This is a genomic window from Mesorhizobium sp. BHbdii (assembly GCF_053848045.1).
This window is the reverse complement of the sequence record NZ_JBSPKX010000005.1, coordinates 1-14,949: the sequence shown is the minus strand read 5'-3', so window position 1 is coordinate 14,949 and position 14,949 is coordinate 1. Positions and strand designations below refer to the sequence as shown.

At 63.2% G+C, this 14,949-nt stretch carries 9 protein-coding genes and 1 pseudogene; 9 read left to right on the top strand and 1 reads right to left on the bottom strand.

What is annotated here, in order from left to right; all coding sequences use genetic code 11:
* The first annotated feature begins 158 nt into the window (after nt 1–158).
* The 8 genes from ptsP (at nt 159) to ACWTU8_RS23425 (ending at nt 12,418) form a co-directional block, all read left to right on the top strand.
* On the top strand, nt 159–2,429 hold the full coding sequence (ptsP, locus tag ACWTU8_RS23460; RefSeq protein WP_455839967.1) for a phosphoenolpyruvate--protein phosphotransferase: 2,271 nt from the start codon (nt 159–161) through the stop codon (nt 2,427–2,429).
* 9 nt (nt 2,430–2,438) lie between these two features.
* Entirely contained in the window at nt 2,439–3,518 is a 1,080-nt protein-coding gene (gene prfA, locus ACWTU8_RS23455) for a peptide chain release factor 1 (protein ID WP_455850045.1), read from the top strand.
* Nucleotides 3,511–4,389, top strand: coding sequence for a peptide chain release factor N(5)-glutamine methyltransferase (prmC, locus tag ACWTU8_RS23450; protein ID WP_455850044.1), 879 nt, complete (start codon nt 3,511–3,513; stop codon nt 4,387–4,389). Before prfA ends, prmC begins: the two co-directional genes overlap by 8 nt.
* A 303-nt stretch (nt 4,390–4,692) precedes the next feature.
* Nucleotides 4,693–5,676 carry a DUF4167 domain-containing protein gene (locus ACWTU8_RS23445; RefSeq protein WP_455850043.1) on the top strand — a complete coding sequence of 328 codons (984 nt, stop codon included), beginning with the start codon at nt 4,693–4,695 and terminating at the stop codon, nt 5,674–5,676.
* 224 nt (nt 5,677–5,900) lie between these two features.
* Nucleotides 5,901–8,507 carry an ATP-dependent chaperone ClpB gene (gene clpB, locus ACWTU8_RS23440; protein WP_455850042.1) on the top strand — a complete coding sequence of 869 codons (2,607 nt, stop codon included), beginning with the start codon at nt 5,901–5,903 and terminating at the stop codon, nt 8,505–8,507.
* 43 nt (nt 8,508–8,550) lie between these two features.
* Entirely contained in the window at nt 8,551–8,916 is a 366-nt protein-coding gene (locus ACWTU8_RS23435) for an MmcQ/YjbR family DNA-binding protein (protein WP_455850041.1), read from the top strand.
* A gap of 251 nt (nt 8,917–9,167) precedes the next feature.
* A complete protein-coding gene (locus ACWTU8_RS23430) occupies nt 9,168–10,655 on the top strand; it encodes a L,D-transpeptidase family protein (RefSeq protein WP_455850040.1) in 1,488 nt (495 codons plus the stop codon).
* A gap of 197 nt (nt 10,656–10,852) precedes the next feature.
* Nucleotides 10,853–12,418 carry an MFS transporter gene (locus ACWTU8_RS23425; protein ID WP_455850039.1) on the top strand — a complete coding sequence of 522 codons (1,566 nt, stop codon included), beginning with the start codon at nt 10,853–10,855 and terminating at the stop codon, nt 12,416–12,418.
* 26 nt (nt 12,419–12,444) lie between these two features.
* Here ACWTU8_RS23425 and ACWTU8_RS23420 read toward each other — a convergent pair whose 3' ends face one another.
* On the bottom strand, nt 12,445–14,406 hold the full coding sequence (locus ACWTU8_RS23420) for a M23 family metallopeptidase (RefSeq protein ID WP_455850038.1): 1,962 nt from the start codon (nt 14,404–14,406) through the stop codon (nt 12,445–12,447).
* A 238-nt stretch (nt 14,407–14,644) separates the two neighbouring features.
* Here ACWTU8_RS23420 and ACWTU8_RS23415 point away from each other — a divergent pair.
* Nucleotides 14,645–14,949, top strand: a pseudogene (locus ACWTU8_RS23415) (hypothetical protein); the annotation flags it as partial.

The following is a 14,949-nucleotide window of genomic DNA, read 5'->3' as shown; positions in this document are numbered from 1 at the left end:
CGGAGTCGATTTCGGAAAGCACGATGCAGCAGATCGAAAGTCTTAGAGCGTCCTTTGGCGTCCAATTGGACGCATTACGCTCTAATTGAGTTGTTGCGTGAGCGCCGGCCGCGGGAGAAACTGCGGCGGGCAAAATGTCCATTGGAGAACAAGCCGCGATGCGTGATACGGCCAGTGGCCCGCGCGTTTTGCTGAAACGGCTCCGCGAGCTCATGCAGGAGCCGCTGGAGCCGCAGGAGCGGCTCGACCGCATCGTGCGCGATATCGCCGCCAATATGGTCGCCGAAGTGTGCTCGCTCTATGTGCTGCGCGCCGATTCGGTGCTCGAACTCTATGCCACCGAGGGTCTGAACCCGAACGCCGTCCATTTGGCGCAGCTCAGGCTGGGGGAAGGCCTCGTCGGCACGATCGCGGCCTCAGCACGGCCGCTCAATCTCTCCAACGCGCAGGAACATCCAGCCTTCGCCTACCTGCCGGAGACAGGAGAAGAGATCTACAATTCCTTCCTCGGCGTGCCGGTGCTCAGGGCAGGGCGCACGCTCGGTGTGCTGGTCGTCCAGAACAAGACCATGCGCCACTATCGCGACGACGAGGTCGAGGCGCTGGAAACGACGGCGATGGTGATCGCCGAGATGATCGCCACCGGCGACCTTGCCCGGCTGACCCGGCCCGGGCTCGAACTCGACCTGCGCCGCCCGGTGAGCTTTACCGGCCTGTCCTTCAACGAAGGCGTCGGGCTCGGTCATGTCGTGCTGCACGAGCCGCGCATCGTCGTCACCAATCTGTTCAACGAGGACAGCGATGAGGAGATCAGGCGGCTCGATGCATCCCTCGGCTCGCTCAGGCTCTCCATCGACGACATGCTGGAACGCCGCGAAGTCGCCTTCGAGGGTGAACACCGCCAGGTGCTCGAAGCCTATCGCATGTTCGCCAACGACAGCGGCTGGGTGCGCCGGCTGGAAGAGGCGATCCGAAACGGCCTGACGGCGGAAGCAGCGGTGGAAAAAGTGCAGAGCGACATGCGTGCCCGCATGTTGCACATGACCGATCCGTATCTGCGCGAGCGAATGAGCGATTTCGACGATCTCGCCAATCGGTTGCTACGCCAGTTGATGGGGCGGGGGCCGGACGATGTCGCGGCCTCGCTGCCGAAGGACGCCATCATCGTCGCCCGCTCGATGGGGGCTGCCGAACTGCTCGATTATCCCAGAGACAAGCTGCGCGGGCTGGTGCTCGAGGACGGCGCGGCGACCAGCCACGTCGTTATCGTGGCGCGGGCCATGGGCATACCGGCCGCGGGCCAGATGAGGGGCGCCGTTTCCATGGCGGAAAACGGCGACGCCATCATTGTCGACGGCGAAGAAGGCGCGATCCATCTGCGCCCTCAGCCCGACCTCGAAGCCGCCTATGCCGAAAAGGTCCGCTTCCGGGCGCGGCGGCAGGAGGTCTACCGCGAACTGCGCAAGAAGCCGTCGGTGACCAAGGACGGCGTCCAGGTCGACCTTTTAATGAATGCGGGCCTGGCCGTCGATCTGCCGCAGCTTGCCGAGGCGGGCGCCGCCGGCATCGGCCTGTTCCGCACCGAGCTACAATTCATGGTCGCCTCGACCTTTCCGCGTGCGGAAGCCCAGGAACGGCTCTACCGCGACGTGCTCGACGCGGCGCGCGGCAAGCCGGTGACCTTCCGTACCATCGATATCGGCGGCGACAAGGTGCTGCCCTACTTCAAGGACACGATCCAGGAAGAGAACCCGGCGCTCGGCTGGCGCGCCATCCGCCTGACGCTCGACCGGCCGGGCCTGTTGCGCACCCAGATCCGTGCGCTTCTAAAGGCCTGCGGTGGGCGTGAACTGAAGCTGATGCTGCCAATGGTGACGGAGCTCGGCGAGATCGCACAGGCGCGCGAAATCATCGATCGCGAGGTGCGGCATCTGTCGCGTTTTGCCCATCATCTGCCGACCAGCCTGAAGCTCGGGGCCATGCTGGAAGTGCCGTCGCTGCTGTTCCAGCTCGACGAGCTGATGAAGGCCGTCGATTTCGTCTCGGTCGGCTCGAACGATCTGTTCCAGTTCGTTATGGCGGTCGATCGCGGCAACACGCAGCTCTCCGACCGTTTCGATGCGCTGTCGACGCCGTTCCTGCGCGTTCTGAAGCAGATTGCCGACGCCGGGGTGCGCAATCAAACCCCGGTGACCTTGTGCGGCGAACTGGCGGGCAAGCCGATCTCGGCGATGGCGCTGATCGGCCTTGGCTACCGGTCGATCTCGATGTCGCCGGCTTCGATCGGTCCAGTCAAGGCGATGCTGACGGAACTGCCGCTGGCCGAGCTGGAGACGTTCTTCGACGACAATCTTATGGCGCCGGCCTACGGGTTGCCGATGCGGGCGCTGCTGCAAGCCTTTGCCGACGACCGCTCCATTCCGTTGTAGACCTTCGCCATGATCAACCTGCCCCGCGACCGTATGGATCAAGTCGTCAAGCGTTTCGATATGCTCGAAGCGCAGATGTCGGCCGGGCCGGCGGCGGACGCCTATGTCAGGATGGCGTCGGAATATGCCGACATGCAGGAGATGGTGGCAAAGATCAGGGAGCTGCGTACCGCCGAGCATGAACAGTCCGACTTGCAGGCGATGCTCGCCGACAAAAGCACCGATGCCGAAATGCGGGCATTGGCCGAGGCTGATCTGCCCGAGGTCAGGGAACGCATTGAGGCGCTGCAGAGGGATATCCAGATCCTGCTTCTGCCCAAGGATGCCGCAGACGACAAGAACGCCATCCTCGAAATCCGCGCCGGCACCGGCGGCGACGAGGCGGCTCTCTTTGCTGGCGACCTGTTCCGCATGTACGAACGCTATGCTGCGGCACGCGGCTGGCGTTTCGAGACGGTGTCGGCGAGCGAGGGTGAGGTCGGCGGCTACAAGGAAATCATCGCCACCATTTCGGGCAAGGGGGTCTTCGCCCATCTGAAATTCGAGTCCGGTGTGCATCGTGTGCAGCGCGTGCCGGCGACCGAGGCCGGCGGGCGTATCCATACCTCGGCGGCGACGGTTGCGGTGCTGCCCGAAGCGGAAGAGGTCGACATCGACATCAGGGCCGAAGACATCCGCATCGACACGATGCGCGCCTCGGGTTCGGGTGGCCAGCACGTCAACACCACCGATTCGGCGGTGCGCATCACCCATCTGCCGACCGGCATCATGGTGGTGCAGGCGGAGAAGTCGCAGCACCAGAACCGGGCGAAAGCCATGCAGATCCTGCGCGCCAGGCTTTACGACCTCGAGCGCAGCAAGGCTGACGAGGAACGCTCCGAATCGCGCAAATCGCAGGTCGGTTCGGGCGATCGCTCGGAGCGCATCCGCACCTATAATTTCCCGCAGGGCCGCGTCACCGACCATCGCATCAATTTGACCCTCTATAAGCTCGACCGGGTGATGATGGGCGAACTCGACGAGATCATCGACGCGCTGATTGCCGACCACCAGTCGAAGCTGCTCGCCGATATCGGCCTCGATGGCTGACAGTCTGCCCGGTACGTTAGGGCCACTGCTGAAAGCGGCGCGGGCACGCCTTGCCGCGGCCGCAGTCGCCGATCCGGCGCTGGATGCAAGGCTGATCGTCGAACATATTTCCGGCACGACCCGCACACAAGCCATCGCCGATCCCGAATGCAGGGTCGATGCCGGCGCGATTGCCGCGATCGATTCAGCCCTGAGGCGGCGGATCGCCGGCGAGCCGGTGCATCGCATCCTGGGTTATCGCGAATTCTACGGCTTGCGCCTGTCGCTGTCACCGGAAACGCTTGAGCCGCGACCGGACACCGAAACGCTGGTCGAAGCGGTGCTGCCCTTCGTGAAGGCGACAGCGGAACGGCAAGGCCAATGCCGCATCCTCGATCTCGGCAGCGGCACCGGCGCCATCGCGCTGGCGCTGCTCAGCGCCGTTCCGGCGGCGGTGGCTACCGGTGTCGATATTTCGCAAGGCGCGCTGGCAACCGCCATGCGCAATGCCAGGGAATTGGGGTTAGCCGACCGGTTCCAGGTGCTCAAATCCGACTGGTTCGAAAAAGTTTTTGGCCGATACCATGTAATTGCCGCTAACCCTCCCTATATAGCATCAATAGACATTGAAAATCTGCAGGACGAAGTCCGCGATTTCGATCCACGCCAAGCCCTCGATGGCGGCGTGGATGGTCTGAGTCCCTACAGGATCATCGCCGCCGAGGCGGCAGGTTTTTTGGAAGCCGAGGGCAGGATTGCGGTCGAGATTGGCCACACCCAACGCAAAGAGGTTACGGGCATATTCTCCGCAGCCGGCTATGTGCCGGCGGGGGTATTCCGAGACTTTGGCGGAAACGAGAGGGTTCTGATCTTTGAACTGACAAAGCCGTGATGCAGTGCGAAAAAAGCGCTTGGCAATGCCGGGGAATGCGGCTAGGGTCGCCTTAACCGGATGAGACGAAGCAGGCAGTGCTCTTAGCGATTCGGTTTCCTTGGAAATAGCTGCCTTCTTGCGCAAACGACGCCCAAGCTTCGTGCGGGAATCGTCCGACAAGTGATGTAACCGGAACAGGATGACACGTGGCGCCAACGCAATCGATGCGGGCGAACGCCGGTGAAGAGACGAAACGGCTGGCTGCATGAGCGCCTCCGTTCGTGAAAAAGTTTTCGAAAATTCAAAATTGAAGAGAGTCGAATGAGGCCACAACAGCAGAACAGGCGCATGCGCGGTCGCAACAACAATGGCGGCGGCAATAACAACAACAATAACCGCAAGGGCCCAAATCCCCTGACGCGCAACTACGAGAGCAACGGTCCGGATGTGAAGATCCGCGGATCGGCTCAGCAGATCGCCGAAAAATACGCGACCCTTGCCCGTGACGCGCAAAGCTCCGGCGACCGGGTGATGGCGGAAAACTATCTCCAGCACGCCGAGCACTACAATCGCATCATCGCTGCCGCACAGGCGCAGTTACCGATCCAGAGCGCTCAGCAGAACCGCGACGATTTCGACGATGACGGCGACGAAGATCGCGATGAGTTCGACAATGCCGGCAACAGCAATGTCGGTGAGACTGCGGCTCCGGTGGTCAACCACGCTGGCGGCCCGCAGCCGGTCATCGATGGCACGCCAGCCGAGTTGGCGTTCAACCAGGAAAACGGCCGCGACAATCGCGATACCGGTGGGCGCGATACCGGGCGCGATAATAGTGGGCGCGGCAATAGTGGGCGCGACAATGGCGGCCGCCATCGCGACCGTCGCCCCAATGGCGGCTACGGCCAGAACGGCCAGCGCGGCGAATTTGGTGCGCGCGGCGAGCAGAGCGGACAACGCGACGATCAGAACCGGCGCGGCGATCAGAGCCGGCGCAACGAGACACCGGTACAGAACGAGACACCCATACAGGCGGAAACTGTGTCTCCGGTCGAGCCGGTTTCTGTGGCCGAACCCGCGCCGCAGTTCGAAAGCTTTTCGCCGGCGGCTCTGGCTGTCCAGGCCGAGATGAACGAAGCAGCCGCCGAAAGCGGCGCTGCCCGCCGCCCCAGGCGTCCGCGCCGTCCGCGCGTCAACGCTGATCAGGTGGATGGCGGTAACGACAATGCTGGCGCCGATAACGTGAATGCAGCGCCGGCGGAAGACGCCGGTGGCGAGCCTGCCATCATCGACGTCAACAACTGATCGAGCAAGGCCTTCAGACATTCTTGGACGGCGGAGAGAAATCTCCGCCGTTTTTGTTTTGCGCACCCGGGCAATATTATGCATTCACCATTATTGGGACGTCTTGAGGGTCCGTGGCTTGCGCCCCATATCTCGCGTGAATAGGACCCGGCTCGAACGGGCGGGTCCGTCACCGCAATCTGATCCGGTGCCGCAAAGCGGGCCGGTGACGGAAGGAGACAGAGATGAACCTTGAAAAATATTCCGAGCGCGTGCGCGGCTTCATCCAGTCCGCGCAGACCTTGGCGCTCTCGCGCAACCACCAGCAATTCACTCCCGAACATATATTGAAAGTGCTCGTCGACGACGACGAGGGCTTGGCCGCGTCGTTGATCGAGCGCGCCGGCGGCAGCGTCCGCGACGTCAAGCTTGGCGTCGAGACGGCACTTGAGGCGATGCCCAAGGTGGAAGGCGGCAACGGCCAGCTCTATCTGGCGCAGCCGCTGGCCAAGGTGTTCTCGACCGCCGAGGAACTGGCCAAGAAGGCCGGCGACAGTTTCGTTACGGTCGAGAGGCTGCTGACGGCGCTGGCGGTCGAGAAATCCGCCAAGACTGCCGACATCCTCACCAAGGCCGGCGTGACGCCACAGGCGCTGAACCAGGTGATCAACGACGTCCGCAAGGGTCGCACCGCCGATTCGGCGAGCGCCGAGCAGGGCTATGATGCGCTGAAGAAGTACGCGCGCGACCTGACCGCCGACGGCCGCGCCGGCAAGCTCGACCCGGTCATCGGCCGCGACGACGAGATCCGCCGCACCATCCAGGTGCTGTCGCGCCGCACCAAGAACAATCCGGTGCTGATCGGTGAACCCGGCGTCGGCAAGACGGCGATCGCCGAAGGGCTGGCGTTGCGCATCGTCAACGGCGACGTGCCGGAATCGCTCAAGGACAAGCAGTTGATGGCGCTCGACATGGGGTCGCTGATCGCCGGTGCCAAATATCGCGGCGAATTCGAAGAGCGGCTGAAGGCGGTCCTTTCGGAAGTTACCGCTGCCGCTGGCGGCATCATCCTGTTCATCGATGAGATGCACACGCTGGTCGGCGCCGGCAAGGCGGATGGCGCCATGGATGCGTCGAACCTGTTGAAGCCGGCGCTGGCACGCGGCGAACTCCACTGTGTGGGCGCGACGACGCTCGACGAATACCGGAAGCATGTCGAGAAGGACGCCGCCCTTGCCCGCCGCTTCCAGCCGGTCTTCGTCAATGAACCGACCGTCGAAGACACCGTCTCCATTCTGCGCGGCCTGAAGGAAAAATACGAGCAGCACCACAAGGTGCGCATCTCGGATTCGGCGCTGGTCGCTGCGGCGTCGCTGTCCAATCGCTATATCGCCGACCGGTTCCTGCCGGACAAGGCCATCGACCTTGTCGACGAGGCCGCGTCGCGGCTCCGGATGCAGGTCGATTCGAAGCCCGAAGCGCTAGACGAGATCGACCGCCGCATCATGCAGCTCAAGATCGAGCGTGAGGCGCTGAAGGTCGAGAAGGACGACGCGTCAAAGGACCGGCTCGCCCGCCTCGAAAAGGATCTTTCCGCTCTGGAAGAAGAATCGACCGAACTGACCTCGAAGTGGCAGGCCGAGAAGCAGAAGCTCGGGCTCGCGGCCGACCTGAAGAAACAGCTCGACGAGGCGCGAAACGAGCTCGCCATTGCCCAGCGCAGGGGTGAATTCCAGCGCGCCGGCGAGCTTGCCTATGGCAAGATTCCGGAACTCGAAAAAAAGCTGACGCAGGCCGAGGCGCAAGACGGCAAGGTCGGCATGGTCGAAGAGGTAGTCACCCCCGATCACGTTGCCCATATCGTGTCGCGCTGGACCGGCATTCCGGTCGACAAGATGCTGCAAGGCGAGCGTGATAAGCTGCTGCGCATGGAAGACGAGATCGGCAAGCGCGTCGTCGGCCAGGGCGAGGCGGTGCAGGCCGTGTCGAAAGCCGTTCGCCGTGCCCGCGCCGGCCTGCAGGATCCGAACCGGCCGATCGGCTCGTTCATGTTCCTCGGACCGACGGGCGTTGGCAAGACCGAGCTGACCAAGGCGCTCGCCAGCTTCCTGTTCGACGACGAGAGCGCCATGGTGCGCATCGATATGTCGGAATTCATGGAGAAACACTCGGTCGCCCGGCTGATCGGCGCGCCTCCCGGCTATGTCGGCTATGAGGAAGGCGGGGCACTGACCGAAGCGGTGCGGCGCCGGCCCTACCAGGTCGTGCTGTTCGACGAGATCGAGAAGGCGCATCCGGACGTGTTCAACGTGCTGCTGCAGGTGCTCGACGACGGCCGCCTGACCGACGGGCAGGGCCGCACGGTCGATTTCCGCAACACGCTGATCATCATGACGTCGAACCTCGGCGCCGAATATCTGGTCAATCTCAACGAGAACCAGGACGTCGATGCCGTACGTGACGAGGTGATGAGCGTGGTGCGGGTATCGTTCCGGCCGGAGTTCCTTAACCGCGTCGATGAAGTGATCCTGTTCCACCGGCTGCGCCGGCAGGATATGGGCCGCATCGTCGAGATCCAACTCAAGCGACTGGAAAACCTGCTCGTCGATCGCAAGATCACGCTCTCGCTGGACCAGGAGGCGATCGACTGGCTGGCGGCCAAGGGCTACGATCCGGCCTATGGCGCGCGGCCGCTGAAGCGGGTGATGCAAAAGGAACTGCAGGACCCGCTGGCGGAGAAGATACTGCTCGGCGACATCCTCGACAGTTCGACCGTCAAGGTCACCGCAGGTTCCGACCGGTTGAACTTCCGCTCGAAGCCGACGGTCGTGGCGACCGAGGCGGCGGCCTGATTCGAGGCCGCCACATAATTAAACACTCAACGGCGGGGCGCAGATGACGCTGGATGACTACAACAGCTTCTGCGCCTCGCTGCCGTCGACGAGCCATGTCGTCCAGTGGGGCGGCGCCCATGTCTGGAAGGTCGGAGCCAAGGTGTTTGCGATAGGCGGTTGGAGTGAGGGCAAGGAGCCGTTCGTCACCTTCAAATGCTCCGACACCGCTTATGACATCTTGAAGGAACAGCCGGGCCTTCGGCCCGCGCCCTATCTTGCGTCACGCGGCATGAAATGGATCCAGCGCCAGACAAGCCAAAGCATGGATGATGACGCGCTGAAGGACTATCTGCGCGAAAGCCATCGCCTTGTCGTACTCAAGCTGACCAAGCAGGCGCGCAAGGAATTGGGACTCGCCGCCAGCTAGCTATGTTGCTCTCATCGCCAGAAATCCGCCATCTTCATGCCCGGTTCATGTTGGAACCTTATGGTCGGCAACTGATTTGCTGGCGAAGAGGTTCGCCTGCCGCATAGGCCCGAACATCGAATTCGATTTTCGGAAAACTTGGTGCGAAGATTTTAACTATTGGAGCGTCCTTGCGCGTCCGAAGGGACGCGCGGCGCTCTAAAGAGACAACGCCGGGCGGCGGCAATTACGGACCGGAGATTTTGGCCAACATGTTTCGCACGATCTTCACCCTTTCGGCGCTCGCCGCCGGGCTGCTTTCTTCGAGCGCGATGGCCGCGCCGACTAAGGACATCGCGCCGCGATCTGCCCGTGCGGCCAATGCCGGTGGTGTGCTGGTCGCCCAGAACGGCGATTTCGACGTCTATTACGACGCCAGGGGGAACCGCGTCATCGTCGATGCGGAAACCGGCCAGGTCCTCGCCATCCAGCCGCCGCAGACCAGGTTCGACCGCCGCGCGCTCCGCCGCGAGCGCCTGCGCAATCTCGGACCGGTCGAGGACGACCGTTATTATCTCGACGACCCGGAAGACACGGCGCGCTTGCGCCGCAGGCAATTGGAAGAGGAAGGCCTGATCGTCGTACCGCCGGTCGATGAAGTCGTACCGCCGGTCGACGAATACGATCCCTACAGCGACAATTATGTGGAAGCTTTTCCCGAAGCGCCGCTGGATGACGGCAGCTATGGCAACGATTATCCGGAAGCGCCGCAGCCGATAAAGCCGCGCACCGTCAAGCGCCAGCCGCTCGACGAGGCTTCGATCGAACCGGTCGAGCCGACGGCCCCGGGCGACCAGGCGGCATTGCCGCCAAAGATCGGCGGCAAGACTGTCGCCGATCCGTCGCTTTCACTCGGTGCACGACAGGATGTTGCTGCGTTGCAAGTGCTGCTCGACCGCGCCGGCGCTTCGCCCGGCGTCGTCGACGGACGCTTCGGCTCGAATGTCGACAAGGCGCTCGCCGCCTACAACGAGATCACCGGCAGCAATCTTCGGTCGACCGATGTGGTCGGCATCCAGGCAGCCCTTGAGCAGTCCGGCGGCGATGCCTTCGCCTCCTACAGCATCACGCCCGAGGATGCGGCCGGCCCCTATGTCGCCTCGGTGCCGGAAGACTACGGCCAGAAGGCGCAGCTCGACCGGCTGAGTTACACCTCCGTCACCGAAGCGCTGGCCGAGCGGTTCCATATGGACGAGAACTATCTGAAGGCGCTCAACCCGGAAGCCAATTTCAATCGTCCAGGCACGATCATCAAGGTCGCCAATTTCGGCAGGCTGGTGGCGGAGCCGGTGGCGCGCATCATCGCCGACAAGGGCAAGAAGCAGGTCCGCGCCTATGACGCGTCGGGCAAGCTAATCGCGGCCTATCCAGCCACCATCGGCTCGGCGGACACGCCTTCGCCCACCGGCACTCATGCGGTGTCGCGGGTCGCGTTAGATCCGAACTACACCTACAATCCGAACATCAATTTCAAGCAGGGCGAAAACAACAAGATCCTGACCATCCCGCCGGGTCCGAACGGCCCCGTCGGCTCGGTCTGGATTGCACTGGACAAGCCGACCTACGGCATTCACGGCACGCCTGACCCCTCCAAGATCGGCAAAACCGAAAGCCATGGCTGCGTGCGGCTGACCAATTGGGACGCGCGCGAACTGGCAAAAATCGTCTCGCCGGGCGTCACGGTGGAATTCATCGACTGAGCGCCTTCGCAAATCGTAGCGCACCCCTGGGTCACCCGGGAGCAGGCTTTTGGGCGACTTGCATGAATCAGCCGATGATCTTCGCAAGTGAAGGAGCCGCTGTCCGGCGGCATCGAAACGCCGATCCTGTTCTGGTTTCAACGACAGCAGTCCTCTGGCCGGTTGTTGCCAGCGCATAGGAGGGCTAAGCAGGCTTCATGCGCTCTCCAAGCGAAGTCGGCGCCGAAGCCGTCCCCCTGGCCAGGCCGCTGCCGGCCGATACGTTTTGCCCGCAATCGCGGCGCAGCTTCGTGCTGATCGCGGCGATCCTGGCTTCGGCGCTCGGCTTCATCGACGGTTCGATCCTGGCCATCGCCACACCGGCGATCCGCGTCGATCTTGGCGCAAGTTTCGCCGAGGCGCAGTGGATTTCAAACTCCTATGCGCTGACGCTTTCGGCACTCATCCTTGTCGGCGGCGCCGCGGGCGACCGTTTTGGCCTGCGGCATGCTTTTGTGGCAGGCATCGCGCTGTTCATTGCCGCCTCGCTTGCCTGCGCGGTGGCGCCGAACCCGCCGGTGCTCATTGCGTTTCGCGCCATTCAGGGCATCGGTGCTGCCATCATGGTGCCGGGCAGCCTCGCCATTATCGCCAAGGCCTATCCCAAGAAGGAGCGCGGCAGGGCGATCGGCATCTGGGCGGCGGCCTCGGCGCTGACGACGGCGCTTGGCCCGGTGCTGGGCGGCGTTGTCTTGTCGGCCTTCGGCAACGGCATCTGGCGGGCGATCTTCGCGATCAATCTGCCGCTTGGTCTTGTCTCGATCTACCTCCTGCTCGCCAAGGTCCCGGCCGACGCACCGACGGAAAAGCGCAGCCTCGATCTCGGCGGCGCTACCCTCGCCACCTTGGCGTTCGGAGCGCTTGCCTACGGCTTGACCTCGATGAGCGCAGAGGGCGAGGCGCAAATGTCCGGCCCGAGCATCGCCGCCGGCGCGCTGCTGCTCATCATGTTTATTGTCTTCGAGCGCCGGCAGCGCGAACCGATGATCGATCTCTCGCTGTTTCGGGTCGGCGCCTTCGCCGGCGCCAATGTGGCGACCTTCTTCCTCTATTTCGCACTGTCGGCCAACCTGTTCTATCTGCCGATGCTGCTCATCGCCGGATGGGGGCTGAGCGCGGCTGAGGTCGGCTTCATCTTCCTGCCGCTGTCGGTCTTGATCGCGATGTTGTCGGGGCTGGTCGGCCAGTGGTCTGACCGGATCGGCCCGCGTTTTCCGATCACCAGCGGCAGTCTCGTCGTCGCTGTCGCCTTTGCCGGGCTTGCCTTGCTGGCCTATGCCGGCCTCCACAGTTTCTGGTGGGGAGTGTTTCCGCTGATGGCGCTGATGGGGCTCGGCATGGCGCTGGTCGTGTCGCCGCTGTCGACGGCGGTGATGACGGCAGTCGAGGACAAGGATACGGGTGCTGCTTCGGGAATCAACAATGCCGTCTCGCGCATTGGCGGCCTGATCGCAGTGGCGGCGATGGGGTCACTGGCGGCCTGGGTCTATGCGGCAGTGCTGAATAGCGGTGCCGCATCCGGCATTCCGGGTTTCGGCGAACCGGCGCCGGCGGGCCTGGCACCGGATCTCGATGCAGTAAGGCTTGCCGCCAGCGATGCAGCTTTCGCAGCCGTCGCCTTGGCGACCGCGCTGCTTTGTCTGCTCTCGGCGATCGTGGCGTGGACGACCGTCTCCGGCGAACGACTGCCATGGTCGCGTGTATCTGAGACTCCGCAGAGCTGAGGAGCCCGGAAGGTTTCAAGGTCAGCTCAGCCTTCGATCTTGGCGCTCGCGACCTTCAGCGAATCACTGTCTTCCTGATTGAGCAGATCATCGATGCGCCCGCGCTCGCGTTTGAAGGCGACGAGGTCGTCGCCCTTCAGCACCTTGCCGACCGGCAGGCGAACACGCATCGGATCGACCTTGGTGCCGTTGACGATCAGCTCGTAGTGGAGATGCGGACCGGTGGCAAGGCCGGTCTGGCCGAGAAAGCCGATGGTCTGGCCTTGGCGGACGCGCACGCCCGGCGCGATGCCTTTGGCAAATGCGCTCTGGTGATTGTAGGAGGTTTCGTAGCCATTGGCGTGGCGGATGATGATCTGTTTGCCATAGCCGCCGGCCCAGCCCGCCTTCTCGACGACACCGTTGCCGGCAGCGATGATCGGCGTGCCGATGGCGGCTGACCAATCGACACCGGTATGCATGCGCACATAGCCGAGGATCGGATGCCTGCGGGCACCGAAGCCGGAGCGGAATTTTCCTGCGGGCAGGGGATTGCGCAGCAGGAATTGCTGGGCGCTGCGGCCGTCCTCGTCGAAATAGTCGGTACTGCCGTCCTGCATCTGAAACCGATAGAAATTGCGCGTCGTGCCGCCGAACGTCGCCGAGACATAGAGCAGCTCGGATTCGTCGGATGCCTGGTCGTCGCCATCCGGCTGCGAGAACAGCACCTCGACGCGGTCCGACGGATTGAGCCGCGACTGGAAATCGACACCGGACGCCAGGAGCTTGATCAGCCGCTTGGTCATCGCCTTGGACATGCCGTAGGAATAGGCGGCGCGGTAGATGCCGTCATAGACGTTCGGCAGATTGCCGCGCACGACAACCGGCGGCGAATCATCGAACGCGGTCAGCAATTCGGGATTGGGCTCCGGCTCCTGCGCCGGCACATATTGGCCGTGATCATCGAGCGCGATGGTGACGATATGCTGGGCCCTGTCGTAGATGCCGGTGCGAACGACCTTGGCGGCGTCGCCATGGACCTCGAGGCCGACGCGCAGCACGGTTCCCGCCTTGAGCGCTGTCGCATTCAGCAATTTGGCGATCGCCTCGGCCATGCCGGTGGCGTCCTCGCCCGTATAGCCCGAATCGGCAAATGCCTCGACAATGTTGCGGTCCCTGGTGAAGGGGATGATCTCCTCGGCGAAGGCTGGCGCCTGATCATCGGGGGCAGCACGCGGCGACACCGAGACGTTTTCCGGGACGATCCTGACGTCGTAGGAGCCGGCCATGCTCTCGGCGAATGCATCGCCGAATCGCTGCGGGTCGACATAATGCAGCGACGCGACCTGCACGGCGCCGTCGCTCAGGCCCGTGCCGGCCTGGCGCACCACCTTTTCCACCTCGTCGGCGGACAAGTCACTCTTTTCGTCGAAGGCCGCCTTCTCGATCGGGAAATCGACCGTCTTCAGGCTCATCTCGCTTTCGACCTTGGCGCCATAGATCTGGCCGGCGGCGGCGGTCGCCGGCTGACCGGCATTGCCGTCGCGGTCGTCCCCAAACACCTGCATCGGGTTGAAAGGCGGATAGGCTCGGCTGGTCGTGTGCCCGGCGGCAAGCGCCATCTTGATCTGCACGAAAGGCATGGTGTGGATGACATCGCGGTCGCCGACCTTGGTCACCATCGACACTTCCATGCGCCGGCGGTCCTTGGCCTTGGCGATCTGGCGCGGCGCCGCCAGCCTGGTGGTCTTGGCGACCTCGCCGGAATCGTCGCCCCTTGCAAGGCTGATCAGTTCCGCGATCTCGGGCGGTGTTGCCAATTGCTGGCGGCCGTCGAGGGCTGCGAACAGCGCCACGCCCATCAGCACGCTCGACGTCACGCCAGTCAGAAAAGTGCCCGACAGCCAGCGCGCCGAAACCTCGCGCCGGTCGGGCGGGCCACTGCGACCGTCCGCAATCAGCGGCGGCTCGTTGCCGAGTTCGGCTATGACATTTTCCGTATCTGGCATCCAGAAAGGCTGCTTCTTCCCCGGGCGGGACGGCTTGTCGCTTTTGTTGTGGCCATGACATTTGCCTGTCACGGCGGGCGAAGTCAACGAAGCGCCTGGCTTCGGCCGAGATCCCCAGTCATACTTCTCTCTTAGTGGCTCTCTTATCAGTCGCTTATAAGGGCGCCGCGCCGGTGGTGCATGCGCCAGCTTCGTTGGGCCTTGGTGTCAAACCGCAATGCGGCGGCAATAGGGCTCCTTGGTGGTGGTCGGCTTTGTTATCCCCATGCTGCAGCGGAAGTCGGCTAGCGAAAATCGGCACCGCAATCTTTCGTCGCAAAAAATTCAAAAAAGACCGAAATCGTTGTTGACACTTTGGACGCCTGCCGACTATATACGCCTCACCAACGAGGGCGGCGCGCCGCTGGCGACGAAGAAGTTCGCTTCTAGATTTGCCCTCTGCGAAATTCAAGAGAGCCGCGTGAGCGACACTCGAACGGCCCCGAAGCCAAAAGCGTACGGGCCACGACCTCGCGTCTGCGATGTCTGTTCTTTGACAATTGA

Bases quoted from the DNA above. Each gene is read 5' to 3' on its own strand.
- prmC (WP_455850044.1), top strand. From the start codon at position 3,511: ATGGCTGACAGTCTGCCCGGTACGTTAGGGCCACTGCTGAAAGCGGCG.
- ACWTU8_RS23420 (WP_455850038.1), bottom strand. From the start codon at position 14,406: ATGCCAGATACGGAAAATGTCATAGCCGAACTCGGCAACGAGCCGCCG.
- ACWTU8_RS23425 (WP_455850039.1), top strand. From the start codon at position 10,853: ATGCGCTCTCCAAGCGAAGTCGGCGCCGAAGCCGTCCCCCTGGCCAGG.
- ACWTU8_RS23435 (WP_455850041.1), top strand. From the start codon at position 8,551: ATGACGCTGGATGACTACAACAGCTTCTGCGCCTCGCTGCCGTCGACG.
- ACWTU8_RS23445 (WP_455850043.1), top strand. From the start codon at position 4,693: ATGAGGCCACAACAGCAGAACAGGCGCATGCGCGGTCGCAACAACAAT.
- prfA (WP_455850045.1), top strand. From the start codon at position 2,439: ATGATCAACCTGCCCCGCGACCGTATGGATCAAGTCGTCAAGCGTTTC.
- clpB (WP_455850042.1), top strand. From the start codon at position 5,901: ATGAACCTTGAAAAATATTCCGAGCGCGTGCGCGGCTTCATCCAGTCC.
- ACWTU8_RS23430 (WP_455850040.1), top strand. From the start codon at position 9,168: ATGTTTCGCACGATCTTCACCCTTTCGGCGCTCGCCGCCGGGCTGCTT.
- ptsP (WP_455839967.1), top strand. From the start codon at position 159: ATGCGTGATACGGCCAGTGGCCCGCGCGTTTTGCTGAAACGGCTCCGC.